Genomic DNA, 25,622 nt, shown 5'->3' with positions numbered 1-25,622 from the left:
TAAAGCTGACGCTGTCGCATGGGTAGATCTCGTCCGGAAGAGTTGCTGAGAGCACATCTACGGATATCTTATACGATTTGCGGGCGTATTCGTGGCTGCGGATGCTCCGATCGCGTTCCTCCGTTACTCGCGCAGCGACGGTGCGCGAAACTCGCCATCCTCGAACGCAATCGGCGACGGCTCTTCGACTACCCGCAGATCGTCGCGCTCACGTGCTGCCTCGACCAACGCCGGAGAGGCGTACAGCCGCGAGAGGTGCATCGTGTCCGCGGCTCGAAGGACGCGCACCGTCTCGGGATCGACGACCCCGATCGTCGACAGCGCCGCGATCAGGCCCGCGCGGTCGGTTTCGACGACGGGCGGGAGCTTCACGCCGCGGATCGTACTCGCCGTCAGCGCGTTGATCAGCGTCGTCTCCGCATCCAACTCAGCGGCGACGTCCGCGTGGACGACGTCGGCCGACCCCACGCCCATCGCGTTTCCGTGGGTCTTCTCGGTCAGCCCGCGGGTGTAGATCCGCTTGATCTCCGGTTGTTCGGGTGCGGGCTCGTTGATCGCGAACGGGCGCCGGCCGATCACGTTCGTGTCCATTCCCTGTCCGCTTACCTCCTTTCCCTGTCGATCGAAGACGACCACGTCGAGCTCGTCGAACGGAAGCGTCGGCATCAGGTCGTAGGCGCGTTCGAGCAACTCCGCTTCGCGGTCGAGAAAGCCACTCGGGGCCACGCCCTCGATCAGCGCCGTATCGTCACGTTGGTCCTCGACGATCGCGACGCCGCCGACGATCGGGAGCGCCTCGAGTAACTGATCGGTGATCTCGGGGATCATCCGCCGGAACGACCAGTCGACGGCCCACCTGTGGGCGATCTGGGCGCCGCGCTGTTTACCCATCCCGATGACGAGCATCTTCGAGAGGCCGCTCTCGACCGTCCCGTCGAAGTCGGTGTGGGGCTTGACGCGGTTGATCGGAAGGATCGCATCGGCCTCAGCTGCGTTCGCGTCGGTCACGACGGGCACGTCCCGATCCGGCGTCCGCCCGACTTCGACGACGTCCATGCTCGAGCGAATCTCACAGCCGATCGCGGACTCGGTGACGCCGAGTTCCGCGAGCATCTCCCGCTGGCCGGCAGCCGTCGCCCCCCCGTGACTCCCCATCGACGGCACGACGAACGGCTCGTAGCCGGCCTCGGAAACGGCGTCGACCACACCAGCGACGATCTCCGGGAGGTTCGCGATCCCGCGGCTTCCCACGCCGAGGGCGACCTCGCCGCCGGGAGGGATGTCCGAAAACGGGAGCTCTGTGGCTGCTTTGGCGGCGCGTTCTCGAATTTTTCCGGGCGGAATGGGATCGGTCTCCCAGGTCTGTTCGATGACGCCAAACTCGGGGAGCGGCGGGTCGCCGCAGGCCTCGCGGATCGTCTCCTCGGGGACCGCGAGACCGCGCGCCGACAGAGGCTGTGACATACCTCGGCTGTAGCGAGTGTGGATAATAAGTGTGGCCGTGAGGGCAGCGCTGCGACAGCAGGTGGGACGGTCCCTTCTCGGAACACGTTCTGGAACGCTACGGGGGACCTGCTGGACGTTCTCTAGTAGGAATATTTTTGCCGCCTCGATTCGAGCGAGCACACATGGCCAACTTCGACCTCGATCTCCAGGCGGTCGAGGAGCACATCGACGAAGAACTCGAGGGGAACGTGGTCCTCGGCATTCTCGACGGCACGACAGACCCCGAGACGTGGCTCGAGACCGTCTCCACCGGAAACGTACTGGTCCTCTGTGTCGAAGGCGACGTCAACGAACTCGCGTCGGGTTTCGCCCGTGACATCAAAGAGTCAGGCGGCAGCCTCGTTCACTTCCGGGGGTTTCTGATCGTCGCGCCGCCCGGAATCGACGTCGATACCGACCAGCTCTAACTGTCACGACCCAACCGGGTGATCCAGGGCAACATCAGGCGGTGCTCGGCTGAACGGCCTGGCCGCCATGCTGCGTTCGCCTCTCCACTGACGCTCGCTTCTACACTGTGTTCGCCTCCACTCTGACGTTTATGCCTGGCCAGTCCCTAGGGCGGGTATGGCATTTCGTGTCGACGAACCCGCGACCGACTTCGACGTCGTTGATCGCTTTGACGGTGGAGTCAGCTGGATCGCCCACCCTGACGAGCACATGCAACGCGCAAGTCACGCCCTCGTCGTCGACGGCGACGTCTGGGTGATCGATCCGGTTGACGCGGCCGGACTCGACGATTTCCTCGCCGATCTTGGTACGGTCGCCGGGGTGGTCGTCACACTCGACCGCCACAAGCGCGATTCGGCGGCCATCGCAAACCGCCACGACGTGCCAGTCTGGCTCCACGCCTCCTTCGACGGCGTCACCGACGAGATTGACGCACCAGTCGCCCGGTTCGACGACGAACTCCCCGGAAGCGGGATCGAAGCGCACGTCCTCCGGGACAGCAGGTTCTGGCAGGAAGTCGCCCTCTACGATCCCGAGACGAGGACGCTCGTCGTCCCGGAGTCCGTCGGCACCGCTGACTACTTTCTCGCGGGTGACGAGCGCCTCGGCGTCCATCCCATGCTCCGCCCGGTTCCGCCTCGGAAGCATCTCGGCGGCTTTCGACCCGACCGGATTCTCGTCGGTCACGGGGCGGGGATCGACGACGAGGCGACGGCGGCACTCGAGATCGCTCTCGCCAGCTCCCGGCGCCGGATGCCGTCGCTGTACGCCGGCGCGCTCCGGGATCTGATCCGGAGCAAGACCTAACTGCGAACCGCCCGTACTCTCCCTGTGGTCTACGTCACGCGCGGCCTCGTCGACATCTTACTCGACCTCGCCAGCGACGCCGACCCGAACGACGTCTCGACCGGCGTCCAGACGATGCCCGCCGGCGAGCTCTCGGGCGCCGACGGGTTGCCCCCGGAGACGCCCGTGTTCACCGACTTCGTCCTCCCGGATATCGGCGACTCGGTGAACGCCGTCTTCGGCGTCGACCTCTCGACGCCCGCCCAGCAGTCATCGGGCCGGTTTATCTCCCACCCCGTCGGCGAGCTGTCGGTCTCGAAGCGCGACCACCTCGCGCAGGTGCTCTTCGTCGCCGTCCCGCCCTGGGAGCCCGATCCCGAGTCGTTCGGCGCGTTCGACCGGCGCGGGGACCGGCGCGAACTCGAGATCATCGACGCCGAACCGCCAGAGGAGTCCCTCTCGGATCCCTCGTTTTTCGGCTGACTGTCTCGGCTGACTGCGTTCCGTGTCGCGCTTACTCCAGGTAGCCCAGTCCTTTCAACTGCTCCGTGATCTCCTCGAACTCGGCTTCCGTGAGTTCGCCCCTGCGCTGGTGCTGGATGACGATGCTGCGAAGCAGGAACCGGACGAGATCGCTGGTGCTCTGAAAGCTCGTGCCGTCGATCGTCTCTTCGACTCGGTCTGCCAGTTCGCGCGGAATCGAGACGGTCGTGTACTCGGTCATACCCGTTCGTCTGGCGGAACAGTAAAAGGATTGTCGGCGCGGCGACTGGCTGCTCGCGACCGCATCTGATTTGTGCCCGCAGTTCTCAGACTGGCGTAGCTATGGGAGTCCGTCCCCCTTCGGGCAACGACACCGACGACGTCGAGAGCATCGCCTTTGGCATCGCTGCCGTCGACGCCCATCTCCGGCGCTCGGAGCTGTCCTTTCCGGCGACCGCAGACGACGTCGCGGCCGAACTCGGCCACGAGCGCATTCCCTACGATGTCCACGGCGACGAGGTCACCCTCGGGGAGATCCTCGGCGCGGTCGACCAGGAGCGCTTCGAGACGCGCCAACAGCTGTTAAACGCCCTCCATCCCCCTTTCGAGGCCTACCGAGAGAAACACTCCGGCGGCGTCGTCCAGCAGTTCCGCTCGCTCTTGCCGTTCTGAACCGTTCCTAACGGGTCCGAGGGACCCCTTCACTCATCCTCGCGGTTGACTTCTCGGGTGACCTGCTCTAAGTACGTCCGCTGCTCGCGGTGGAGCGTGACGATCATATCCGAGAGCACGCCGAAGATGAGCAACTGGACGCCCAGTAAGATGCCGGCCGCCGAGACCAGTGCCAGGATCTCGTGGCCGATGCCGTACCAGATCCACTGCGTGAGGACGTAGGCACCGACGGCGCCGCCGGCGAGGACGCCTAACACGCCGAGGCTGCCGAAGTAAAACAGCGGGTTGCTCGTCTTCGCCAGTCCGTACAGCGCGAGGATGATCGTCCCGCCGTCTCGAATCGGATGCAGGTTCGTCTCCGAATCCTCGGGTCTGGCGGCGTAGCTGATCGGGATCACCGTCGTCCGGACGCCGTGTTTGGCACAGGCGACGGCGAGTTCGGTTTCGATCGTGAAGCCGTCGGAATCCAGCGAGAGTCGCTCGAAGGCGTCCGTGGTGAACGCACGATAGCCGGAGAGAATATCGTCGTAGGGCGCCCCGTGAATGAACCGGAACGCGCGGTTGATGAGCCGGTTCCCGAAGCCGTTCAACGCGCGCATCGCGTCGTCGTCCATGTCCGCAAACCGGTTCCCGATCACGTGCTCGTAACCCCGGGTAAGTGGTTCGAGCATCCGCTCTGCGTCTGCTGGGTCGTACGTGCCGTCACCGTCGAGCATCAAGACGTAGGGGACGTCGATGTAACTCACCGCCTCGCGGACAGCCTGTCCCTTTCCGGTCCCTGACTGCGTGAAGACGCGGGCGCCCCGTTGGCGTGCGATCTCGGCTGTCTCGTCGGTCGAACCACCGTCGACAACGAGGACGTTCGTATATCCGCGCTCGTGAAAGTCCTCGATCACCGCGCCGATCGTCGCGGCCTCGTCGAGCGTCGGCACGAGCACGCAGACGTCTTCGGGCGTGATGTCGACGGCCCTCTCGCTCATGGCGACGACGTCCCTCCCGTCCGCGCTCGGCGCTTCGAGTGGCGCCTCATGGTCCATTGGCGTGATCTGCCTCCCGCGAGCGCAAAAGCGTACTGGTTGTCGCGGTCGGAAACTCGATCGTGGTAGATTCTCCGCCGACGGCTTCGTTTCCCTCGCTTACCAGGTCAGCCCCTCGTAGACCGAGAGGCCGTCGCGATCGACGTCGATCCGACGACCGTCGACGAGGACTCGGTTCGCCATTCCCTCGAACGAGAGGTCGTCGAACTCCGGCCAGTCGGTCGCGACAATTGCTCCGTCGGCGCCTGCGAGTGCGGCTTGGGCCGACTCGGCGTACCCGATCTCGGGATACGTCGGCCGGACGTTTTCGATCGCGACAGGGTCGTAGGCAACCACGTCGGCGCCCCGGTCGCGGAGGTGGTCGATCACGTCGAGGGCACGCGATTTGCGGACGTCGTCGGTTCCCGGCTTAAACGAGAGGCCGAGCACCGCGATTCGGCTGCCACCGAGCTCGACGTGGTTGCCGAGAAACTCGACTAACCGTCGGGGCTGAGCATCGTTGACCCCGACGACGGCGTCGAGCAACTCGGGATCGTACCCCTGTTCACGGGCCCCGGCACGAAGCGCGTTGACGTCTTTCGGGAAGCAAGAGCCGCCCCAGCCCAGCCCCGAGCGCATGAACCGCTCGCAGATTCGGTCGTCGATGCCGACTGCCTCGAGCACCTCGTAGGCGTCAGCGCCGTAGGCCTTCGCGATGTTGCCGAGCTCGTTCACCAGCGATACCTTCGATGCCAGGAAGGCGTTGTTCGCGTACTTGATCAGCTCAGCTTCCCGGATCTCGGTCTCGACGAGCGCCGTCTCCTCGCGGTCGAGGATCGGCGCGTAGAGCTCGCGGAGGGCGTCAGCGACTGTCTCGTTCTCGGTTCCGAGGACGACCTTGTCCGGCTCCCGAAAGTCAGAGACGGCGGTCCCCATCCGCAAGAATTCGGGGTTCATGGCCAACTCGATACCCTCGCCGATCCCCTTCCCGGCGTGCTCGGCGACGGTTGGACCGACGACCTCCTCTGTGGTGCCCGGAAGGACGGTGCTCTTGACGACGACGAGATGGTCGTCGTCCTTTTCTGAAAGCGCCTCGCCGAGGGACTCCGATCCCGCGCGCATGATCGCGAGGTCGAGGCTGCCGTCGTCGGTCTGGGGTGTCGGCAGACAGAGTAGCGTAAGGTCGGTGTCGATCACCGCGTCGTAGTCGGTCGTCGCCCGCAGGCGATCGCCCGCGTGCTCGGTGAGCCGTTCTTGGAGGCCTGGCTCGTGGATCGGGGCCTCGCCGGCGTTGATCGCGTCGACGACGTCCGCGTCGATTTCGACGTTGACGACGTCGTGGCCAAGTTCGGCGAGGCAGGCGGCGACTGTGGTGCCGACGTAGCCGCTGCCGACGATGGAGACGTGCATGCTCGTGGTGAGGCAGGCGGGTGGTTAGTCGTTTTTGGGTTCGATCGCGACGGCCTCGTCGCTCCGCTCTTCACGACCTCACAGATCGAACCCTACTGTTCTACACCACGATTTATATATAATCACGACTGAAGACATCAGAAATATATGGTGAAACACAGCATTGGCAGCGGACTCGCAGCAACTGGTGCCCTCCTGTCGATACTCGCCGCTACTGGTACTGGCCCAACGATTTCGGGTGTCTCGGCTCTCGGCATCAGTGGCATTCTTGGACTGTTCGTTGGTGCAGCGTTCCTGTTCTCGTACGTCTGCGACCAGACGACGGACTGATCCGTCTCGATAGCGGGCCGAGATGTCGAGTTCTCTTCACACCGGGTGTTCTCTCTGGAAAACAACACTATGTTGTTATTATTACGAACTGAGATAATAACAATTATACGCAACTAGCAATTCTTTGTTAGTATGGATACCTCCCGACGAGACATCCTCCGAGTCATCGGCGGTACGTCGATTGCAAGCGTAGTTGCTGGTTGTGTTAGTGGCGGATCGAGTAGTGACGAGCCCAACTCGGGCGACGACGGCCCGGATTCCGACGACGAAACGGACGATTCAGGGACTGACAACCCCGAATCTGGCAGCTCTGGTTCCGACGACCCAGAATCGACCGGCGGCTCGAACGAAGACTCCGACGCGTTGTCCGTCGAGTTACTCGCCGAATCGAGCGTGGGTCACATCCACGCCTGTAGTCACGCGACGTTCGACGACCGGACGCCGCTCGCAGCCGCTGGGGCTGCCGCGGACGCCCCAACAGTCGCCGATACCCACGTTATCTGGGACGTAACCCACGAAGACGACTACGGCTACGTTACCTTCGACGCCGAGGCACACGCCCACAACGGTGCGTTCGTCTTCTACGTCGCCGAAGGCGTCGTCCACACCGTCGTCGGGACGGAACTCGAGCGCGACGTCGTCGACGACGATACCTGCGAGGTACTGGATACGTACGTGGTCGTCGCCCCCGACGAGGGACAGATCGTTCTGGGGGTTGGCGACAACCCCGATATCGAGATCGAACACCCCGATGAGTACCCCGAGGGAATCGACGAGTCTGACGGCGATGAGACCGGCGACACCGACGAGAACGGCTACGAAACCTACTCGGTTTGGGGAACCGAGGTACCGCTGGCGCCGACCGAGGACGTCTTCCAGTGGTACGAAGACGATGAGGAACTGGTGGTGGTCGACACTCGATCGGAGGACGCCTACGAGGAACTTCGCATTCCTGGCGCCCTCCTGAGCCCGGCACCGGAGGGAGTAGACGTCGACGACCCGCTCGAAGACGTCGCGAACGATGCCCGCATTGTCACCTACTGTGTCTGTCCACACACGCTCGCCGGCAACCGCGCAGCCGACCTCATCGAGGACGGATACACCGACGTCTACGCGCTGAAAGAGGGACTCCAGGAGTGGGTGGACCGCGGCTACCCAGTCGAGGGCACCGACGTTGAGTAACTCGGGAGTCTCAACTACTCTGGCACCCACTAACCCGATGCTGTCGTCACTGATTCGCTCCCATTGACGATCCACAAAAAGAGGCACGAGCGACGTATTCGTTTTTATCGAGGCGGGCTACTGCTCTGGGCTCTCACCTCCCGACAGCCGTTTTCGCAGGACGTAGCCTGCACCACCGATTCCGGCGAGTGCGCTTCCGATGCCGAATCCGGGAACGCTGTCTCCGCCATCATCGTCTGCACCGTCGTCGTGACCATCGTCGCCGTGGCCGTCATCACTGTGATCGTGGTCATCGTCGCCGTGGCCGTCGTCACTGTGATCGTGACCATCATCATCGTGGCCGTCATCACTGTGATCGTCTTCCGGCTCACTGACCGTGACCGTCTCGGTCGTCGTGTCCGTCGCAGTGCCGATACTGACCGACAGTGACACCTCGTACTCGCCAGGTTCGTCGAATGCGTGGGAGATCGTTTCGTCGCTTGCGGAGACCGTTTCGTCGTCGAGGGAAACCCACTCGTAAGCGTCGATGTCGCCCACGGACGGGCCGGCGTCGAAGGTGATCTCTTCGCCGGTCTCGGGCTCTTCGGAATCGACGGTGAACACCGCCTCTGGCCCCTCGATGGTCTCTGCAGCCCACTCGTCGTGGTGGCCAAGCGTGCCCAGCGAGACGCGTGAGCCTCGACTCGATCCCTCGACTCCGGCGTCTATGGCGTATACGTTGACGTCCTCGCCCCCGTGACCGGCGTCGGACCCGACGTATAGCGTGCCATCGACGACCGTCGGTGAGGAACGGACGAAGCCCTCCTCGGTCGCGAACTGCCACAGTTCGCTGCCGTCATCGAGATCGATTGCGTGAACGTGGCCGTCGTAGCTTCCGACGAACACGACGTCGTCGGCTACCGTTGGCGACGACTCGATCCCCTCACCGGTCCCGTAGCGCCACTGCTCGTCGCCCGTCTCGGCGTCGAAGGCGTACAGGTTGGTGTCTCGACTCCCGATGAAGACGGTGCCATCGGCCGCCGTCGGCGACGAGCGGATCACGTCGTCGGTCTGGACGGACCACTGCTCGGTGCCGTCCTCGGCGTCGATCGCATAGACGTTTCCGATTGGGTCCTCTTGGGGACCGTCGTCCTCCTCGGCGACACTGACGTGGGGAGTCGGACCACTCGCACGCAGATCGGTTCCGTCTGCCACGTCGATTCCCCTCGTTGTGGCCGCCCCCGCTGCTGGGGCTGCTGCCGTGAGCGCGGCTTCAGCATCCTCCTCGGCGACCACGCTGTCGGCGTCGCCTACGTACACGGTTCCGTTGTAGACAGTCGGTGAGGAGGCGATGTAGTCCCCACCCTCGAAACTCCACCGTTCGCTGCCGTCCGCGGTGTCCAGGGCGTAGACCGTCGCCTGGGCTTCGTTGAAGAAGGAACCGCTTCCTACGTAGACGGTGTCGTCGACGACCGTCGGCGCGGAGACGATCCAGTCGTCGGGATCGGTGAAGACCCACTCTTCCTCGCCGGTTGTCGCGTCCAGTGCGTAGATGTTGAAGTCTTTACCACCGACGTAGACGGTTCCTTGAGACACCGTCGGCGAGGACCAGACGTGATTATCTTCGGCCTCCGTATCGGTTTCGTAGGACCACTCCTCGTCGCCGGTTGCGGCGTCTATCGCGTACACGTGGCCGTCGTTGCTCCCGATGTAGATCGTCCCGTCGGCCGACACCGTCGGTGACGCGAGGATGACTCCCTCGGTCTGGAACGTCCACTGCTCGGTGCCTTCCTCGGCGTTGATCGCGTAGACGACGCCGTCCCGACCGCCGATGTAGACGGTCCCGTCGACGACTGTCGGCACCGATCGCGTAATACCGAAATCGGTCTCGAACGACCAGATCTCATCTCCCGGTTCGAGAGCGTCATCGGACCCGTTCTGTGCCCCGGCCGACGATCCGAGCATCGTCGCCCCGGTGAGGCCAACGGCCGTCGTCTTCAGCACCTGCCGTCGATCGAATGGTCGCTCGTTCATCGACGGGTCTCCACCGACTGACCGATAGCTGATGGCTGCACCCAGTCGCCGTCGCACTGCTGTGTCTTCTCTCTTCGTCCTCGATTCGAACTCCGTGTCTGCTCTCTAATCATCGCCACACAGTTACTAACTACTGAGGTGAATTTAATAGCTTCGGTGTAATTTTAATGCTATTATTAATATCTCCTCTCCGTCTCTTTTAACACCACTATCAACAGCTCTACTGAGTCTCGGACAGTGGTCACTGCGGCGCCACTGTGTGCGACCTTCTCCACAATTCCGTTGGTCACAACTCGGTGGCGATCTTCGACATTCCACGCGAAAGCGTACTTGAGAACCGAGGAAACGCGCAACCTGAACATCCCTTTCGGGGAATCTTCGCGCGTTACCGTGGGGAGGATGTCAACCGCTTAGAGCCGCGGAACGATCTCTCGAGCTGCCGCGAGCAACCGCTCGCGTTCTGCTGGTGAGAACTCGTACGAATCGGGTTTGGCAACGCCGATAACGCCCTTGAGCTCCCCATCGGGGCCGAGGATCGGTGCGGCGATCGAGCCCTCCATTCCCGTATCCCGCGCCCCGGACTCGGCGACTCCGGAGTCGTCCGTCTGAAGGTTACACACCTGAACTGGCTCTTTTCGCTCGGCCGCCAGTCCGGCCATCCCCTTGCCGATCGGGATCTTCCTGATCTTCTCGAGCACGGGCTCGGGAATACCCTCGTGTGCGACGAGTTCTAACACACCGTCGGCTGCGAGGTGTAGCGTGCCGGCAACGCAGTCCAATTCTTCGATTGTCTCGCGAAGGGACGCGTCTAGACCCTCGGCCTGTTCCATCGACGAGGCGGTGACCGTCTGCTCGTTGCTCATTCGTATCAGTCGGTACCTGAGTGGCCACTCACTTCAACTTCACTACACGGCGCCGACGCCGTTCGACACGGCACTCGTCTCCGTCGGTCTCATCGGCGCAGGAGTACCACGACGACCGCCAACACGAATCCGACGACGAACCCGTACCCCATCAGTGTGAGCCACGATATGATGCTCTCGATCATTGTCTCACCTCCACAACAGTCTGTGTCCTCAACCGGTATCATCAACGTTTGTGGCGTCCCGACAGAGTGAGAACGACCGTCAGTCGCCCCACTTGAGGCGACGTGGGATGTCCACTCTCAGCCGGTGACAGAGTCACTCCAGATATTTATGAAAACAGATGGTACGGTCACGCCATGGGGATACTCACGTCGATCCTTCGTGCCGGAAAGTTCCTGACCGGGATGGTCATCGGACTCAGCATTATCATGGGCGGATTCGCGGCCGCCGAGACCTTTGGCGGCGACTTCGGTATCGTCGTCATCGTCCCGTTCGCCGTCGTCGGGGCCGGCTTCATCTTCTGGGCTGAACGGAGCCGTCAGACGGCCATCGCACCGAAACGACGGTCGGACGGATAACCTCCTCGTTGGCGCGAGCGCCAAGGCGCGTGGCCTCATTTACCGGTCTGCAACGACCGACGGAACCCGGGATCCGACCCAGTCGAGTAGTCCGTTCGGCTCGCTCGCCCCCGCGTGGATGTCACGTTCTCTGAACAGTCCATCGTCGGTGGCACGGACGATCGTCACACCGGTGGTGGTGAGCGTCTCGGCGACGCGATCGGAGACAGACCCCTCCGTCAGGAGGACGATCGGCCTGGCGTCGGCTGCGTTCGCGGCTGCCTCCAGTCGTTCGACGTCGTCGACGGTGGGCGACGCGTGCACCCCGGCAACGATGCGATCGTCGAAGAGATCATCTTCTGCCAGCAAGTGGATCAACCGTGTTCCCTCTGCCGTCGAGACAGTCGCCTCGATCTGTGTCTCGTAGCCTCGATCCTCGAGCGTCGCTGCAAGCGAGTGGCGACCGTCGAGCTGTTCAGTGAGCCACCGATTCCCGGCCTCAGTTAGTGGGTATCGGTAGAGCACCGCCTCGTGCGTGTCGCCCGGCGAATAGACGTACAGACACTCTCGGCACCAGAGCCTGTCCGTCGGCGTCTCGAACCACGCGTCGCAGTCGTGACACAGGTATCGACGATCGGTGTCGGTCTCGTCCGGAGAAACCGTCTCCTCACACGTCGAACAGTACAGCTCCGTCTGCTGATCGTCGTGACTCTCGGTAGTCGAGTCCCCGCGGTCGTCTTGGGATGTCGACTCAGTCTCTGCCGGGTGCTCGGCCTGCTTGGCGGGGCCAAGCGATTCGTCACAGTGGCGGTGAACGCACACCGACTCCTGAGTCGAGTGAATCGATCCGCAGTCGGGGCAGCCAGTGCTGTACTGCATCCCCTCGACGGCACAGTTCGGACAGACGTACACCTTCTGGGTGAACTCCGCATCGAGCAGCCCACGATCAGCCATCACGTCGAGAACCTCGACGGCCTCATCGTCTTGCTCTGTAAGGTGTCGCTCGACGGATGGGTAGGTGACGACCCCATTTTCGTCGACTGATGGGGTGAACGCGTCGTCTGGACCGTCCTGAAGTTCGCGAACCGCCCGGAGGTTGCCTGGTGAGACCATGGGGGAAAGGTACCAGCTCCAACGGACCTGGGCTGCATTAGTATGAGCCAGTTTATTTGTGTCGACCAACTCCGTGGAAAAGGCGTTCGTCGACGCGTTCGGGCCGGCGCGTCGGGAATCGTGATACGAGGCTGTGCTCGCTGTCGGAGCCGAGAACCGACCGTGAAGAATTGACCGTACAGAACCGGCCTATCTCGGCGTCGCCACGTTCGAAATCCGCTTCTCGGCTCGATCTCGGTCCTCGGGATAGCCGACGTCGACGCGCCAGCCGTCCATCCGGATCGCGTCGATGGTCCGGCCAGACTGGATGAGGAGGTCGATCGCGTCGGGCAGTTCGTACTCGCCGCGATCGGAGGGCTGGACGAGGTGGCAGGCGTGGAAGATCGCGGGCGTAAAGGTGTAAAAGCCGGTCATGACGAGATTCGAGGGCGGGTCGTCGGGTTTTTCCATCACTTCGACGATCTCGCCGTACTCGTTCGTATCGAGGACGCCGTAGCGAGAGGCTTCCTCCCAGGGGACTTCTTCGACGAGGAAGGCGGCGTCGGCGCGCTCTTCGGCCTGGCGGTTGATCACGTCGCCTAAGTTCGCTCGGAAGACGTTGTCCCCGAGCATGAGGACGAAGTCGTCGTCGACGTGGGGCTCGGCCTGCAAAATGGCGTGAGCGAGGCCCAACTGCTCGCGCTGGTGGGCGTACGTGATCGGGACGCCCTCGTAGGCGTCGCCGTAGCGTTCGATGATCTGTTCTTTCATGTGGCCGACGACGACGACCAGTTCTGTGGTACCGATCGCGAGCAACTGGTCGAAGACGTCCTCGATGAGGGGTTTGTCGTCGATTTCGACGAGGGCTTTGGGCTTGTCGTCGGTGAGGGGTTCGAGGCGGGTGCCCTTGCCCGCGGCTAGAACGACTGCTTGCATATCCCGAGTAATTTTCTACGGTGTGATATATATCTTGTGAGCGGGCACAGAACGCTGCTGGGACTAGCCAGACCCTAGTGTTGCACAGTAGCTGTTCACGGTACACTTAGGTATCGTGTCTAATACCTAGCGTCTATGCGAATTCCTCCGTGGATTCGGGCTGGCGCTCGTACTGCCCCTGCTGGGGGGAAAGCGGGATTCAAGACCCGTGTCTGGGCCCTCACGTACTCGGGCCTCGTCTCGGCAGTCGAATGTTATGATTATCTTCGCTGGCGTCTCCGTGGATATCGAGCCGTCGGACGCTCGTACAAAACCGTTCGCGTTCCACCCGAACAGATCGAATATATGATCTCGCAATCGAAATTTGGCGCTTGAGTCCCTCGGTTTGGCATCGTCGCGGGTGATTGGGACACTCGGGCGTATCCCTTCGAACAGAACGCGGTCTACGATATGTTCGAGCAGCATTTTCTCGATGGCGTCCCCTGGGACGAGACTGATTGCTACCGGAACCGGATCGAACAACTGAAACGAGGTGAGTCGGTTCCAGAACTGGATGGCCCCGAACAGACTGTCGAAGCGTACGAGTCGTACCTTGCCTACTGGGACGACGTAGCCCAACATATTAGAGACGACGGTTACCGATCCCAACGAGAGCTTCGAGCAAGCCAGGATTTCGCTGCACGGGTCCCAACGGCGCTTGGTGAGATTGAGGTGTTGATCGGGCGGGATGGCCGGCTGATCTGTAATGCCGGCAAACACCGTCTCACGCTCGCGAAACTTCTCGGCCTCGACTCAGTTCCGGTTCGGATTGCGGTCCGACACGAGCACTGGCAACGCGTCCGGGAGACTATTAGCCGGGCCGACAATTCCGCCGACCTCCCTGAGGAAGCCAAAACACAGTTGTCTCACCCGGATCTAGCTGACCTTCATTCAGCGGCGTAGGCATCTACTGATTATTGGGCTGTCGCGTGGCCAGCCTCTGACCCGTGCTGTGAGTGGTTTTAGTGGTTGTTTTGCTTCCGATCAATCAGAAGTTATACACTGTGTTGTGCAATTGTTGCTGGTGTGACGAGCAGCGATCGAAGCGAGCAGACCGCCGATTTGGAAGCTTCGGTGATCATCCCAGTCTACAACGATGCGGATGGACTCCGGGTGACACTTCGCTCTTTGAGCGACCAAACGTCGTCGTCCTACGAAATCATCGCTGTTGACAACGGCTCTACAGACTCGACTCCGCAAGTTATCCAGACGTTTGGCGAGCGCTTTTTCGACCTCGTCGTTCCTGCTGCGGAGACGACCGTCCAGAGTTCGTATGCGGCTCGCAATGCGGGGATCGAACGCGCATCGGGTGACGTCTTTCTCTTTCTCGACGCGGATATGTGGGTCGAAGAGACGTGGGTCGAGGAGATGGTCACTGCCCTCGAGTCCCACGACTGTGACTACCTCGGCTGCGCCGTCGACGTGGTCGTAAGTGACGAGCCGACGATCCCCGAACGCTACGAACGGGCCCTTTCGTTTCCCGTAGAGACGTACCTCGAACGCAAACACTTCGCACCGACCTGCGCGCTCGCGGTCCGGCGCGATGTCTTCGAAACAGTCGGTCGCTTCGATCACCGACTTGAGTCCGGGGGTGACAAGGAGTTCGGACAGCGCGTTAATCGGGCCGACTTCACGCAGGGGTATGCGGACGAGATCACAGCCTACCATCCGGCTCGTGCTTCCTTTGAGGAACTGTTCTCGAAAGCGCGCCGAATCGGCCGTGGGCGGACACAGGTGCGCCACTATCATCCCTCGATCGACACACACTCACACCCGTTGCATCCGATCAACTACCTCCCGCCGAGTCCGTGGCGACTCCGTCGTCGATATTCGACCTCATCCTTTACCGTGATTGACCTGCTGGCATTTTACACCCTTGAGTACGGTCTGAAACTGACCCAGACGGTGAGCTCGCTCCGTGAAACCGTTGCAATCCGACGGAGGCGCTGACGATGCCTGCTATCATTGTTCCCGTCTACAATGATCCGGCGGGCGTCCGAACCACGATCGAGTCTCTCCGGCCACAACTCACCGACGCCGGGGCTCACCTGTACGTCGTGGACAACGGCTCTACCGACGAAACACCGGCCGTAATCGATGGGTACACGATCGACCGGATTTCCCATCTCTCCGAACCGACCATCCAGTCCTCTTACGCCGCCCGCAACACGGGCATCCGCAACACCGACAGCGAAATCCTCGCCTTCGTCGACGCTAACATGACCGTCCCCGACGACTGGCTCGAGTCTGCTCTTGAAAAATTTCACTCTGCCGACGCCGACTATATGGGCTGCAACGTCGAACTTACGCCCCCCGACGACCTCTCTCTCGCGGCCCGATACGACCATCATACGGGCTTTCCCGTCCAACAGTATCTCGAACGCCAGCAGTTCGCCCCCACGTGCTGTCTCTTCGTCCGCCGCAACGTCTTCGAAGACGTCGGACTCTTCGACCACCGCCTGATCTCTGGCGGGGATAAGGAGTTCGGAAACCGTGTCTACGAGGCAGGATACGATTTGCACTTCGCGGAGGATGTCACGATGTATCACCCCACTAGAGACACCGTTCGAGAACTCGTCAAAAAGGACCTACGTGTCGGCCGCGGCCTCTGTCAACTCCAGCGGTACCACCCCGACCGTTACGGAACGCCGGGAATCCCGCCTCGGCCGTCAGGTCTCAAGTCACCTGACAATGAGCTCCCCCCGAGAGACCGCCTCGCATTCGGTGCCCTCTCAAAATTCCTCACTGGTATTCGCGGGCTTGGCTACTATCGCGAGTATCTCACTGGAGACTCCTCCGAAAGCGAGCGTGGAGTTCCCCGGCTCGATGCATAAGACTCGTTCTCGCTGCGAGGGACATCCGACCGGAAACGACCCTCGAGATGATCTGGATTCGATCAGGACACCTTGATGACTCCACTGATAGTACACGACACTATGCAGGCCGTCGTCCCCGCCGCTGGCGAAGGAACTCGGCTCCGCCCGCTGACGGACTCCCAGCCGAAGGGGCTCGTCGAGGTTGCGGGCCGCCCCATCCTCACCCACTGCTTCGACCGGCTTCGTACGGCCGGCGTCGACGAGATCATCGTCGTCATCGGCTACGAGGGTGCCCAGATCGTCGACTACTACGGTGACAGCTACGAGGGAACTCCACTCACCTACGTCCGCCAGGTAGACCGAAAGGGACTCGCCCACGCCATCTTGCAGGCCGAACCCGCCGTCGACGGCGACTTCCTCGTCTACAACGGCGACAACGTCTTCGCCGGCTCACTCGCGCCGGTGCTCGACACCCAGTCCAAGCCCGACGTCGACGCCACCCTCTTGACCGAACACACTACTCGCGACGTGGCTCGTACGACCGGCGTCGTGACCACGTCGGCGGACGGCACCGTCATCGACATCACCGAAAAACCCGCTGATCCGCCGACGACGCGGGTCACGACGGGTGTCTACGCCCTCCCCGAGACGATCTTCGACTACTGCCGGGCGAGCACCCCGGCAAACACGGGCGAGTACGAACTTGCCGACGCGCTCACAAATCTCCGACACGCTGGCAGCACGATCGCCACCGTCTCCCTCGACGGCTGGCGTGTGAATGTCAATACGCCTGCCGATCGGGAGCGAGCGACCCAAAACGTGCGAACCGACCGGAATCAGGACTGACGCACCAGCGGATCGTCCCAGTCCTCGTTTTTCCGGTACCACTTCACGAACTTGCGGGCCCCTCTCTGATCGAGACGCTCGGCTCGTAGCCGAGTAACTCTCGGGCCTTCGTTACTCGCTACTCTGTGTCTAACTCCGACCCCCGAACACTCGCCAATCCGTACAGGTACCCGAACCCAACAGCAGCGGTAAACACGAAAATTGCAACGAGCTGGGCTACTCCCGCGACCGACGGCCGTCGAACCAATCCTTTGAGTCGCGACGGGACGTATCGCAGCATGAGGTCCGTCAAATACGCGCTCTTATCGCCCGCGGCCTCCGGCAGTAGGACGTCCATAATCCGCTTCGAGTACCCCTGCCAGAACGATCGGAAGACGAGCCACCGAAACTCCCCGCGGTAGTCGAATAGCTTGTGGTGGACGACCGCCTTCTTCGTGTAGACGACGCCCTTTCCGTACCGGTTTGCCATCCGGATGCAGACGGGCGCCTCGTGGGCCTGGATGTGTCGGTCTCCCTTTCGGCCCGTGTTTTCGTCGTACCCCCCAACACTCAAGAAGACCTCGCGGCGGTAGGAGATGTTCGAGCCGTACGTATTCCGAAGCTCCTCCATGTGCTCGCCAAAGCCGCGTTCGTCACAGCCGACGAGCCAGTAGAACTCCGCGGGAAAGAAGGCGGGCTTTTCGGTGACCCAGTCGGGTGCCACGTGGCCGCCGACGGCGATCGCGTCGGTCTCCTTGTACACCCGTACGAGTTCTGCGATCCAGTCGTCCTCGGCGACTGCGTCGTCGTCAATAAAGGCGACGACCTCGCCGGTTGCCAGCTCGGCGCCTCGCGTTCGGCTGTAGGAGATCCCTTCGTTTTTTTCGTTGCAGTGGATCACGACGCCATCTCGGCCCCCGAAGTCCGTTTCGACGCGATCGAAGACGGCGTCGTTACCGTCGACGACGATCACGACTTCGAGCGGCGCGTACGTCTGTGCGAGGACGCTCTCGACGCACGCAGAAAAGACGTCGTAGCGCTCCATCGCGTACGTACAGATGACGACGGAGACCTTCATCGAGGATCGATTGCGCCGATCACCGAATAAGCCTTTTCGTTTTGGCACTTCTGACACCGCGGAGCGTTCGTGGGCTTCCAAAACGTTCACCTTCACCCGACGGTTGTCAGTCAGCCCGTGATGTCAGTCGCCCACGAGTAGATGATAAAGCTTATTCGCCGCTTGCATCTGTTCCACGGTAATGAGCGCAGACACCGAGCGTGTCGGGACCGAAACCGACACCTCCCTCCTCGAGAGCTGGCAACGGTGGTACCACCTGCCCGTTCTCGGCGCCCTGATGGTCCTTATGGCCTGGATTCGGCTCCGTCCCCTCGAGAACTTCTCGTACAACGACGGGACCCCCCAGCTGCAGGCCGTCGACTCGTACTATCACTGGCGAACCGTCGAGTGGACTGCCGAAAACTATCCGTGGACGATGCCCTACGAGATATGGACGAGCTTTCCGACCGGCCGGTACGTGGGCCAGTTCGGGACCCTCTTCGACCAGATCATCGTCACGGTCGCGATGATCGTCGGCCTCGGCGACCCCTCCGGCGAGACGCTGTTTACGGTCTCCCTCGTTGTGGTCCCCATCATGGCCGCCCTGGTCGCGATTCCGGTGTTTTACATCGGACGCCGCCTCGGCGGAACGTTCGGCGGCATCGTCTCCGTCCTCATCCTCGCACTCGCCCCGGGAACCTTCCTCAGTCGGACGACTGCAGGGCAACTCCAGCACCACGTCGCAGAGGTGCTGTTCATGGCGATTGCCGTCCTCGCGATGATGGTCGCCCTCCGCGTCGCCGAGCAGGATCGCCCCATCTGGGAACTCGTCGACGACCGAGACGCCGACGCTCTCAGGCGCCCGGCGCTGTACAGCGCACTCGCCGGTGTCGCACTGACGCTGTACATCTGGGTGTGGCCGCCGGGCATCGTCCTCATCGGGATCTTCGGTGTCTTCTTCGCTGTCCACCTCTGTCTCGACTACGTTCGCGGCCGATCGCCAGATCACGTCGCGTTCGTCGGCGCCGTCAGTCTGGGTCTGACCGCCCTCCTTACGCTCCTGCTGGTCGAGGAGCCGGGAACGAGCGTCACGAGCTTCGGCTACCTCCAGCCATTTGTCGCGGCAACGATCGCCGTCGGCTGTGTCTTCATGGCGTGGCTCGCGCGGACGTGGGACGACCGCGATATCGAGCCGATGTATTATCCGCTGGCGATCGGCGGACTCATCCTCCTCGCATTCGGCGTGATGGCGCTCGTCCTCCCGGACTTCTTCAGTACGATCTACGATAACCTGGCTCGACGGCTGATTCCGTTCGGCCCCGAGACGACTGACGTGACGATCCAGGAAGCCCGGGCTCCCGCCGACTTCACGTCGCACGTCTTCGACGAGTTCGGAGCGGCATTTTACACGATGCTCGCCGGACTCGCCTTCCTGATCGCCCGCCCGTTCCTGGGTCGTGAGTACCGCGCGGAGTACACGCTCATCATCGTCTGGTCGCTGTTCCTACTGAGCATGGCGGCGACGCAGCTTCGGTTTGCGTACTATCTGGTGCTCGCCGTTGCGGTCGTCAACGCCGTCTTCATTGCAGATATCGTCCGACTCTTCCAACTCGATCTCAGCGGCAGTATCGACTCGCTCCGGCAGGTCGAGACCTACCAGGTGATCGTCGTGGTGCTGGTCGTCCTCTTGTTGTTTGCCCCCTTGCTGCCGCCGTTTGCAGCGGCCGGCGCCGCCTGGGAGCAGACGCCCGGAGACCAGCCACATCCGGACACCGAGAAGTGGGATGAGTCGACCACGTGGCTCGCCGAGAACACGCCCGAGGTCGGAGATTACGGCGAATACGAAAACTCACACCGACTCGAGTACCTCGGCAGCTACGACTATCCAGACGGCGGTGACTACGACTACCCGCCGGGGAGTTACGGCGTGCTGTCCTGGTGGGACTACGGCCACCTGATAACGACTCAGGCAGAACGCATCCCGCACGCGAACCCCTTCCAGTCCGGCGCCTCCTCGGCGGCGGAGTTCTTCACCGCCCAGTCCGAGGACGACAGCGAGGCGGTCCTCAACGAGATCGGCGAGGGCGAGGGTGAGGAGATGCGGTACGTCATGATCGACGACGGCATGGTCGGACCCAAGTTCGGCGCCATCGCCCAGTGGGCTGACTCCGAGCACGGAGCGTACATGGTTCCTGAGGACTACGAACAGGGCGACCCAATCTCTGTCGACGAACTCGACGAGGTCGCAGCCGACAGCCGCTACGAGGATACCACGCTCTCCCGGCTGTACTTCGACGACGCCGCCGGAATGGAGAACTACAGGCTCGTTCACGAGTCAGAACAGCAGTCGGCGTTCGTCAGCTACGCCATCACGCAGGGAGATCAGGTGCTGCAAGACGACGATGGCAATCCGGAGATCGTCCTCAACCAGCAGCTCACGCCACAGCTCCAACAGCAGCTCATGATGTTCGAGCAGCAGACCGAATACGGCGTCGAAATCTTCGACCAGCGCCAAGACGCGGCGGTCAAGACCTACGAACGCGTCGACGGGGCGACGATCGACGGCACCGTCGACGACGCAGACCTTGGTGACGACGACGACACCAGCGTCGAGGCCACACTCGACCTCGAGACCGAACACAACGGCTCCGTCGAGTACACCCAGACAGGCGACCTCGCCGACGACGGCTCGTTCGAACTCGACGTCTCGTACGCCACGGACGACGAACTCGGCGTCGAGGACGGGTACACCGACAGCAGCGTCGAGGCGATCGACGACGACTACACGGTTACCATCTACGTCGACGGCGAGGCCGAGTACGAAGGGCAGGTGAGCGTTACCGAATCCGCCGTCGTCAACGGCGAGACCGTCGAGATAACCGACTTCGAACCCGTCGAGGACGATGGGGACGACGAGAACGACGAAGGCGATGATAGCGAGGGCGGCGAAGGCGGTGACGGTGAGAACGGCGACGATGAATAACTGCCGGCTACGGAGGTTCTGACCGCGCCGTCGGCGTGCGAATTGTATCAACGCTTTTGGCGCCCCCCGAGGAAGCTTCGCTTAATGCGAGAGCTGCTCGTCGTCTACTGCAAGGGTTTTTCGATGGGTGCTGCCGACGTCGTCCCCGGCGTCTCGGGTGCGACGATCGCCCTTATCGTGGGGATCTACGACCGGCTGATCGCGGCGATCACGGCGATCGACCCCCGCCGATTTCACTCGGCGCTGCGGCTTCACGACCCGACGAGTCGCGCTGCCTTCCTTGCGGAGGTCGAGCGCATGGACCTTCCGTTTCTGGTCTCGCTCGGACTCGGGGTCATCACGGCGATCGTCGTTCTCTCGCGGCTCATGCACGCTGCCGTGACCTCGTATCCGGTTCCGACCTACGGGTTCTTCTTCGGATTGATCGCGGCATCTGCTATCGTCCTCTACGGAAACGTCGATCGTTGGACCGTCCGCCGATTCGGCGTCGGACTCGTCGCAATCGCGCTTGCCTGGGTGATCACCGGTGCGACGGCCGCCGACGCCTCCCACGAACTGGCGATGATCTTTCTCGCAGGGGCGATTGCGATCTGTGCGATGGTGCTACCCGGCGTCTCGGGGGCCTTTTTCCTCCTGATTCTCGGCCAGTACGAGTATCTCACCGGCGTGTTGAGCACCTTCGTCGACGGAATCGTCGATCTATTCCGTGGCGGTACGATCCAACCGGTTCTCGAGGCCGGCGGCGTCGTCGCCGTCTTCGGCGTCGGTGCTGCCATTGGTCTGTTTACCATGGCTCATATGGTTCGGTACGCCCTCGATCGGTACCGGGTTGCGACGCTCGTCTTTCTGGTCAGCCTGATGGTCGGTGCGCTTCGGCTTCCCGCTGTTGAGGTCTCGGCTAATCTCGGAGAGACGGCGGCAGGATCGCTTCCCGTCGCTGTCATCGCTGCAATTATCGGCGTCGGCGTGGTCTTGCTCGTCGACTGGCGGACAGACGATCTCGAGTACGTGTGAGTGAGTTGCGTGTGGGTGAGTCACACGCGGGTAAATTTTAGGATCCCTGTCGCGATCAGTGAGTCGTTTCCGGAATTTTTCAGCCATGTATCTGTAACTATAAGATAAGACTATTACCGACGGAGATGTCTTTCAATCCGTAATGTCAACGACAGACCGAATGAAAGACTACCTCGCATCACACCCTCGAATGATCGGCGCGCTGTTCGCGCTGATGATCCTCCTCAGTCAGGCCAGTTCGGCGCTCGCTGGCGGTGCAGCAAGCAATCCCGGTCCCTGATTGCTCACGTCCAGACTGCGGGTGGGATCTCGACCGCTCCCAACCCATCGTTCCACAGAAACGACCCATCGATCAGCAGCGGCGTGCGCGTCCAAGTGAGATACGACTCCAGATCGGCCGGCTCGAGCTCCGAATTCCGGATCTCTCCGGGGGTTAAATACTTCTGTGTGATCGCTTCGACCATCGGTGCGCTGGCAGTGCCGATCTGGAGCTCTTTCGTCGTGTAGGTCTGGAATCGAATCGGTTCGCTGCTGTCGGTTCCGAGGCGGACGACGATCGGTGCCCCGCCGTCGGACTGAGCGATATCGGTCGAGCCGTCGCCAACGATCAGGTACTCCTCGCCGAGTGCGGCTGTCTCCTGGGAGAGTTCGAGCACTGCTCTGAGCGGAAAGCCCAGATTTAACAGCCGGGCGATGGTCTCGCCGGATTCGACGGCCTCGCTGTTATCGATATCCTCGAGCGTCACGATACCGCCGAACGCTCCCTTCCGAGCCAGCGCGACTCCCTGCTGGTACGACTGGCACGCGTTGAGGAAGAAGACACCGAGATCGATCGTCGCTAACTCGCGTACGTCGAGTTCTCCGTCCGAACACCGCAGTCCGTCGGGCGTGGCGTGGCCGATGAAGTGCAGGAAGTCGTATCCACCATCACGTAGTAGGGTGGCGAGTTCGGCCCGTGAAACGCCGAATTTCGAGTCGACGTTGAACGGAAGCGCCTCTCGACTGCCGTAGGTCTCGCCGAGGACGTCGTGTTCTTCTAGCATCCGCGCGTCGTTACAGACGACGAGGATCTCGATCGTCTCACTTCGGGCCGACCGGGACAGCTGATTGTGGAACGATTCGACGAGGGCTTTCGAGGCGTTGTGGGGGACGTCTGGACCGAACCAGGCGTGTTCGATCGAGCCGTCGACGACCGCCGGCTCGACGACTCGCAGATCTGACGACCGGTCCGTCGAACCCGCCGTTGGATCGGGTGAGCGCGGCGACCGGACCGAACGCGTGAGCCCGGATTCCGCGGTTCGATCGGCTGACGGCTCGATAGTCGTGCCACGGGGTGCTCGGACAATCCCGAGTTCGTTGACGACGTACGGGAGTATCTCAACCCCGTCTGGCTCTCCGGGAACGTACGCGGTCAGTGGCCAGCGGGGAAGGTGCGGTTCGAGCACGTCGTAGGGAACCTGGAGATACGTTGCGAGCTGTTCGGAGAGGGGCGCTCCGTAGAGCGCCCCGAGATCGAACGGGAGCGTCGATTCGAGTGCCACCCGTTCGTGGAGCTCGTCGCGGTACAACCCTTCGGTGCGAACCAGGCTATCAAGAAAGACGAGTTGACGGAGCGTCCGAGCGACGTCGTCTTCGAGGGCTGTCGCGTCGAAGGCGTACTCGAAACCGTCTGCTTCGAGTCGGGGGGATGATCCCGCCTCGATTCGTGCTCCGAGGTAAAACGAGAGTGGCGCGACGGTGTACAGCTCCCGATGCGTCGCTGGGACCGTAATCGTCACTCCCGTTTCTGTCGGTGAGACCAGCTCCGGAATCTCGAGTTCGTCGCCGCGTTCGAGTAGCGGTGGATGTCCCCGGAGCGTCGGCCACGACCGCTCTACTGATGTCGTCTTCAGCGCCGACGAGAGCGCAGAGACCGCACGCATCATCGTCTCGGGATCGTCCGGCGTCTGGATCGTTCCTGCGGGCTGTTCGTGGAGCGATCGGGCACCGATTGCAACCCGGGAGACGTCCGCGAAGGAGAGGCGAATCGAGTCGATCCCTGCCTCGATCTGTGCGGGTGCTGCGATCCGACAGTAGAGTTTGATCGGACCGCCAAGTCCGACAAACCGGAGCGAGCCATCGAGCGTACAGGTATCTCCGACCTCGAGGCTCCGTATCGACTGTCCGTTCTCGTCGTGGACGTGGACCGAGTACCGTTGGTTGAACGTGAGCGACTCGGTGTCGATCGTACAGGCTGTGTCGACCGGGAAACAGAACTGGTCCGTGTCGATTGACGCCGGGGAGACGGGTGCGGGCGTTCGAACCTGCAACTGGCGCTGCTCGATTGGGTCCGTAATTACGAGCCCCGTGGGGGTCTCCGTCCGTCCGAATTCGATACCCATGCGATCCGTTGGTACCCCCCTTTCTCACGGCGAGTACAAAAGGTTCCCTAGGAGACGATCGCGTTATCGATCCACGCCGGCCAGCGAGCGGAAAACGATCGTCGGGAACCGTGCTTCGACCGTACTCGGGCGCCGTCCGGATCCGGAGGCTTGGATCGCGACACGCTCTAGAACCGCCGCGTCGGCGAGTTCGTAGAGGACACGCGTCACGGTCCCTTCGGTCAAGCTCGTTTTGTCTGCCAGCCTCGCTGCGACCTCCCGGATGGGCAACTCGTCGATCTCGCTTTCCGTGAGTGCCAGTAACACCTCCCGTCGTGTCTCCGATAGCGAGAGCGCTCGATCCGCGTGGACGCCGTCGGTGGGGACGTCGGCCATCGCCGCCTCGACGTGGTCCGGTGCGATCCGATCGACCCCCGCGTTGTTCGCAAGCATTGCAGCCCCGAACAGCGCCGCGAGCGCGTTGTGAGCGTTGCCGTCCGCCCAGGCGGCAATTCGGCGAATCGACTCGTGATCGACGCCGCCGGGTGCGATGCCCCGCGAGGCGCGGTCGGTGAGGATGTCGACGAGTTCGTGCTGGCGGTAGGCTGGGATGTCTACGGTCTCCCCGTCCCAATCCGCCGGCTCGCGGGTGCCGACCGCGACCGCCGAGACGCTCTCTGCGACCGGCTCCAACAATTCCTGTACGCGGTCGAACGGGAGTGCGCCCGGCTCGTCGTGGTGATCGATCGCGACGACGGCTCGCCGGTCGGGCCGCGAGAGTTGCTCTCGGATGCGATCGCGGAAGTAGTCGGTTCCGACGCCGCTTTCGGGGACCGATTCGGCGGCGACGCCAGACAGCAGCGCTCGGTAGAACGCGAACGGACTGTCGACCCGTCGCCCATCGATGTAGACGAACCAGGTTATCGTTCCCCCGGCGCGAGTGGTGGTTCCGATCGCACGGTTCGAGTTTCCAACCCGGTCGTTCAGCGCATCGAACAGGGCTCTGATGACCGCCGATGTACCCGACCCAAACGGTCCGACGACCGCAAACGACGGCGGCAACTGGGTATCGAATACCGGCTCGATCTTATCGAGCAGCCGCTCTAACACCGGCCCCCGTCCCACCGGATTCGGTCGGTGGGTTACGGGGCTCAGCTCTTCGTGATCGACGAGAACGTCTCGTCCCAGTCGAGACGCGCGCCGACGCGCGATTCGGTCGGTGAGATCCATCG

General features: G+C 62.4%; 25 protein-coding genes and 1 pseudogene. 14 read left to right on the top strand and 12 right to left on the bottom strand.

Translation table 11 applies throughout. The features are described from left to right. Window positions 1-123 precede the first annotated feature (123 nt). A complete protein-coding gene (locus OB905_05685; protein MCU4925480.1) occupies window positions 124-1,464 on the bottom strand; it encodes a DUF362 domain-containing protein in 1,341 nt (446 codons plus the stop codon). Between the two features lie 164 nt (window positions 1,465-1,628). On the opposite strand from OB905_05685, the gene OB905_05680 reads away from it, so the two are divergent. From OB905_05680 to OB905_05670, 3 genes are all read left to right on the top strand, one after another. Further along, window positions 1,629-1,913: a DUF5779 family protein gene (locus tag OB905_05680; GenBank protein MCU4925479.1), complete on the top strand. Its 285-nt coding sequence runs from the start codon at window positions 1,629-1,631 to the stop codon at window positions 1,911-1,913. A gap of 157 nt (window positions 1,914-2,070) precedes the next feature. Further along, complete coding sequence (locus OB905_05675) at window positions 2,071-2,760, top strand: hypothetical protein (protein MCU4925478.1); 690 nt, start codon at window positions 2,071-2,073, stop codon at window positions 2,758-2,760. 24 nt (window positions 2,761-2,784) lie between these two features. Beyond that, window positions 2,785-3,222: a hypothetical protein gene (locus tag OB905_05670; protein MCU4925477.1), complete on the top strand. Its 438-nt coding sequence runs from the start codon at window positions 2,785-2,787 to the stop codon at window positions 3,220-3,222. 31 nt (window positions 3,223-3,253) lie between these two features. Here OB905_05670 and OB905_05665 read toward each other — a convergent pair whose 3' ends face one another. Then, window positions 3,254-3,463, bottom strand: a complete 210-nt coding sequence (locus tag OB905_05665; protein ID MCU4925476.1) for a ribbon-helix-helix domain-containing protein — start codon at window positions 3,461-3,463, stop codon at window positions 3,254-3,256. 101 nt (window positions 3,464-3,564) lie between these two features. On the opposite strand from OB905_05665, the gene OB905_05660 reads away from it, so the two are divergent. Then, window positions 3,565-3,894 carry a hypothetical protein gene (locus OB905_05660; GenBank protein ID MCU4925475.1) on the top strand — a complete coding sequence of 110 codons (330 nt, stop codon included), beginning with the start codon at window positions 3,565-3,567 and terminating at the stop codon, window positions 3,892-3,894. A 29-nt stretch (window positions 3,895-3,923) separates the two neighbouring features. Here OB905_05660 and aglJ read toward each other — a convergent pair whose 3' ends face one another. Both aglJ and OB905_05650 read right to left on the bottom strand, forming a co-directional pair. Beyond that, window positions 3,924-4,931: an S-layer glycoprotein N-glycosyltransferase AglJ gene (aglJ, locus tag OB905_05655; protein MCU4925474.1), complete on the bottom strand. Its 1,008-nt coding sequence runs from the start codon at window positions 4,929-4,931 to the stop codon at window positions 3,924-3,926. A gap of 99 nt (window positions 4,932-5,030) precedes the next feature. After that, on the bottom strand, window positions 5,031-6,320 hold the full coding sequence (locus tag OB905_05650) for a UDP-glucose/GDP-mannose dehydrogenase family protein (protein MCU4925473.1): 1,290 nt from the start codon (window positions 6,318-6,320) through the stop codon (window positions 5,031-5,033). Between the two features lie 147 nt (window positions 6,321-6,467). Here OB905_05650 and OB905_05645 point away from each other — a divergent pair, with 147 nt between their 5' ends. Together OB905_05645 and OB905_05640 are read left to right on the top strand one after the other, a co-directional pair. Continuing rightward, complete coding sequence (locus tag OB905_05645; GenBank protein ID MCU4925472.1) at window positions 6,468-6,650, top strand: hypothetical protein; 183 nt, start codon at window positions 6,468-6,470, stop codon at window positions 6,648-6,650. 132 nt (window positions 6,651-6,782) lie between these two features. Then, window positions 6,783-7,832 (top strand): rhodanese-like domain-containing protein, encoded by a 1,050-nt coding sequence (locus OB905_05640; protein ID MCU4925471.1) that lies wholly within the window; start codon window positions 6,783-6,785, stop codon window positions 7,830-7,832. 117 nt (window positions 7,833-7,949) lie between these two features. On the opposite strand, the gene OB905_05635 is transcribed toward OB905_05640, so the two are convergent. Next, window positions 7,950-9,845 (bottom strand): PQQ-binding-like beta-propeller repeat protein, encoded by a 1,896-nt coding sequence (locus OB905_05635; GenBank protein ID MCU4925470.1) that lies wholly within the window; start codon window positions 9,843-9,845, stop codon window positions 7,950-7,952. Window positions 9,846-10,255: 410 nt separating this feature from the next. Further along, window positions 10,256-10,708 (bottom strand): GAF domain-containing protein, encoded by a 453-nt coding sequence (locus OB905_05630; GenBank protein ID MCU4925469.1) that lies wholly within the window; start codon window positions 10,706-10,708, stop codon window positions 10,256-10,258. 359 nt (window positions 10,709-11,067) lie between these two features. On the opposite strand from OB905_05630, the gene OB905_05625 reads away from it, so the two are divergent. Next, the gene (locus tag OB905_05625) at window positions 11,068-11,289 is read left to right on the top strand and encodes a hypothetical protein (GenBank protein ID MCU4925468.1); all 222 of its coding nucleotides are present in this window, start codon (window positions 11,068-11,070) and stop codon (window positions 11,287-11,289) included. 39 nt (window positions 11,290-11,328) lie between these two features. Here the strand turns inward: OB905_05625 and OB905_05620 are convergent, their stop codons facing one another. Beyond that, on the bottom strand, window positions 11,329-12,381 hold the full coding sequence (locus OB905_05620) for a hypothetical protein (GenBank protein ID MCU4925467.1): 1,053 nt from the start codon (window positions 12,379-12,381) through the stop codon (window positions 11,329-11,331). Between the two features lie 189 nt (window positions 12,382-12,570). Then, entirely contained in the window at window positions 12,571-13,296 is a 726-nt protein-coding gene (locus OB905_05615) for a sugar nucleotidyltransferase (GenBank protein ID MCU4925466.1), read from the bottom strand. Between the two features lie 450 nt (window positions 13,297-13,746). Here OB905_05615 and OB905_05610 point away from each other — a divergent pair, with 450 nt between their 5' ends. The 4 genes from OB905_05610 (at window position 13,747) to OB905_05595 (ending at window position 16,997) form a co-directional block, all read left to right on the top strand. Next, window positions 13,747-14,238 carry a hypothetical protein gene (locus tag OB905_05610; protein ID MCU4925465.1) on the top strand — a complete coding sequence of 164 codons (492 nt, stop codon included), beginning with the start codon at window positions 13,747-13,749 and terminating at the stop codon, window positions 14,236-14,238. Between the two features lie 123 nt (window positions 14,239-14,361). Beyond that, window positions 14,362-15,285 carry a glycosyltransferase gene (locus tag OB905_05605; protein MCU4925464.1) on the top strand — a complete coding sequence of 308 codons (924 nt, stop codon included), beginning with the start codon at window positions 14,362-14,364 and terminating at the stop codon, window positions 15,283-15,285. 2 nt (window positions 15,286-15,287) lie between these two features. Then, window positions 15,288-16,169, top strand: a complete 882-nt coding sequence (locus tag OB905_05600) for a glycosyltransferase (protein ID MCU4925463.1) — start codon at window positions 15,288-15,290, stop codon at window positions 16,167-16,169. A 102-nt stretch (window positions 16,170-16,271) separates the two neighbouring features. Further along, window positions 16,272-16,997, top strand: a complete 726-nt coding sequence (locus tag OB905_05595) for a sugar phosphate nucleotidyltransferase (GenBank protein MCU4925462.1) — start codon at window positions 16,272-16,274, stop codon at window positions 16,995-16,997. Here the strand turns inward: OB905_05595 and OB905_05590 are convergent. Together OB905_05590 and OB905_05585 are read right to left on the bottom strand one after the other, a co-directional pair. Continuing rightward, a pseudogene (locus tag OB905_05590) lies at window positions 16,988-17,106 on the bottom strand (UDP-glucose 4-epimerase). The gene OB905_05595 and the pseudogene OB905_05590 overlap by 10 nt on opposite strands. A 9-nt stretch (window positions 17,107-17,115) precedes the next feature. Further along, window positions 17,116-18,054 (bottom strand): glycosyltransferase, encoded by a 939-nt coding sequence (locus OB905_05585; GenBank protein ID MCU4925461.1) that lies wholly within the window; start codon window positions 18,052-18,054, stop codon window positions 17,116-17,118. A gap of 181 nt (window positions 18,055-18,235) precedes the next feature. Here OB905_05585 and OB905_05580 point away from each other — a divergent pair, with 181 nt between their 5' ends. From OB905_05580 to OB905_05570, 3 genes are all read left to right on the top strand, one after another. Then, the gene (locus tag OB905_05580; protein MCU4925460.1) at window positions 18,236-21,016 is read left to right on the top strand and encodes an oligosaccharyl transferase, archaeosortase A system-associated; all 2,781 of its coding nucleotides are present in this window, start codon (window positions 18,236-18,238) and stop codon (window positions 21,014-21,016) included. 84 nt (window positions 21,017-21,100) lie between these two features. Further along, complete coding sequence (locus OB905_05575) at window positions 21,101-22,030, top strand: DUF368 domain-containing protein (protein MCU4925459.1); 930 nt, start codon at window positions 21,101-21,103, stop codon at window positions 22,028-22,030. Window positions 22,031-22,172: 142 nt separating this feature from the next. Next, complete coding sequence (locus tag OB905_05570) at window positions 22,173-22,310, top strand: hypothetical protein (GenBank protein ID MCU4925458.1); 138 nt, start codon at window positions 22,173-22,175, stop codon at window positions 22,308-22,310. Window positions 22,311-22,314: 4 nt separating this feature from the next. On the opposite strand, the gene OB905_05565 is transcribed toward OB905_05570, so the two are convergent. Continuing rightward, window positions 22,315-24,411 carry a hypothetical protein gene (locus tag OB905_05565; GenBank protein ID MCU4925457.1) on the bottom strand — a complete coding sequence of 699 codons (2,097 nt, stop codon included), beginning with the start codon at window positions 24,409-24,411 and terminating at the stop codon, window positions 22,315-22,317. Between the two features lie 63 nt (window positions 24,412-24,474). Then, entirely contained in the window at window positions 24,475-25,620 is a 1,146-nt protein-coding gene (locus OB905_05560) for an AAA family ATPase (GenBank protein ID MCU4925456.1), read from the bottom strand. Window positions 25,621-25,622: the final 2 nt, after the last annotated feature.

The sequence above is a fragment of the Halobacteria archaeon AArc-dxtr1 genome (assembly GCA_025517425.1).
Taxonomy (GTDB): domain Archaea; phylum Halobacteriota; class Halobacteria; order Halobacteriales; family Natrialbaceae; genus Halostagnicola.
Note: the sequence above shows the minus strand (reverse complement) of the source record. Positions and strands in the feature narration are given on the sequence as shown.

Coding starts and splice junctions, on each gene's coding strand:
- OB905_05685 (MCU4925480.1), bottom strand. CDS start 1,464: ATGTCACAGCCTCTGTCGGCGCGCGGTCTCGCGGTCCCCGAGGAGACG.
- OB905_05680 (MCU4925479.1), top strand. CDS start 1,629: ATGGCCAACTTCGACCTCGATCTCCAGGCGGTCGAGGAGCACATCGAC.
- OB905_05675 (MCU4925478.1), top strand. CDS start 2,071: ATGGCATTTCGTGTCGACGAACCCGCGACCGACTTCGACGTCGTTGAT.
- OB905_05665 (MCU4925476.1), bottom strand. CDS start 3,463: ATGACCGAGTACACGACCGTCTCGATTCCGCGCGAACTGGCAGACCGA.
- OB905_05660 (MCU4925475.1), top strand. CDS start 3,565: ATGGGAGTCCGTCCCCCTTCGGGCAACGACACCGACGACGTCGAGAGC.
- aglJ (MCU4925474.1), bottom strand. CDS start 4,931: ATGGACCATGAGGCGCCACTCGAAGCGCCGAGCGCGGACGGGAGGGAC.
- OB905_05650 (MCU4925473.1), bottom strand. CDS start 6,320: ATGCACGTCTCCATCGTCGGCAGCGGCTACGTCGGCACCACAGTCGCC.
- OB905_05645 (MCU4925472.1), top strand. CDS start 6,468: ATGGTGAAACACAGCATTGGCAGCGGACTCGCAGCAACTGGTGCCCTC.
- OB905_05640 (MCU4925471.1), top strand. CDS start 6,783: ATGGATACCTCCCGACGAGACATCCTCCGAGTCATCGGCGGTACGTCG.
- OB905_05635 (MCU4925470.1), bottom strand. CDS start 9,845: ATGAACGAGCGACCATTCGATCGACGGCAGGTGCTGAAGACGACGGCC.
- OB905_05630 (MCU4925469.1), bottom strand. CDS start 10,708: ATGAGCAACGAGCAGACGGTCACCGCCTCGTCGATGGAACAGGCCGAG.
- OB905_05625 (MCU4925468.1), top strand. CDS start 11,068: ATGGGGATACTCACGTCGATCCTTCGTGCCGGAAAGTTCCTGACCGGG.
- OB905_05620 (MCU4925467.1), bottom strand. CDS start 12,381: ATGGTCTCACCAGGCAACCTCCGGGCGGTTCGCGAACTTCAGGACGGT.
- OB905_05615 (MCU4925466.1), bottom strand. CDS start 13,296: ATGCAAGCAGTCGTTCTAGCCGCGGGCAAGGGCACCCGCCTCGAACCC.
- OB905_05610 (MCU4925465.1), top strand. CDS start 13,747: ATGTTCGAGCAGCATTTTCTCGATGGCGTCCCCTGGGACGAGACTGAT.
- OB905_05600 (MCU4925463.1), top strand. CDS start 15,288: ATGCCTGCTATCATTGTTCCCGTCTACAATGATCCGGCGGGCGTCCGA.
- OB905_05595 (MCU4925462.1), top strand. CDS start 16,272: ATGCAGGCCGTCGTCCCCGCCGCTGGCGAAGGAACTCGGCTCCGCCCG.
- OB905_05585 (MCU4925461.1), bottom strand. CDS start 18,054: ATGAAGGTCTCCGTCGTCATCTGTACGTACGCGATGGAGCGCTACGAC.
- OB905_05580 (MCU4925460.1), top strand. CDS start 18,236: ATGAGCGCAGACACCGAGCGTGTCGGGACCGAAACCGACACCTCCCTC.
- OB905_05575 (MCU4925459.1), top strand. CDS start 21,101: ATGCGAGAGCTGCTCGTCGTCTACTGCAAGGGTTTTTCGATGGGTGCT.
- OB905_05570 (MCU4925458.1), top strand. CDS start 22,173: ATGTCAACGACAGACCGAATGAAAGACTACCTCGCATCACACCCTCGA.
- OB905_05565 (MCU4925457.1), bottom strand. CDS start 24,411: ATGGGTATCGAATTCGGACGGACGGAGACCCCCACGGGGCTCGTAATT.
- OB905_05560 (MCU4925456.1), bottom strand. CDS start 25,620: ATGGATCTCACCGACCGAATCGCGCGTCGGCGCGCGTCTCGACTGGGA.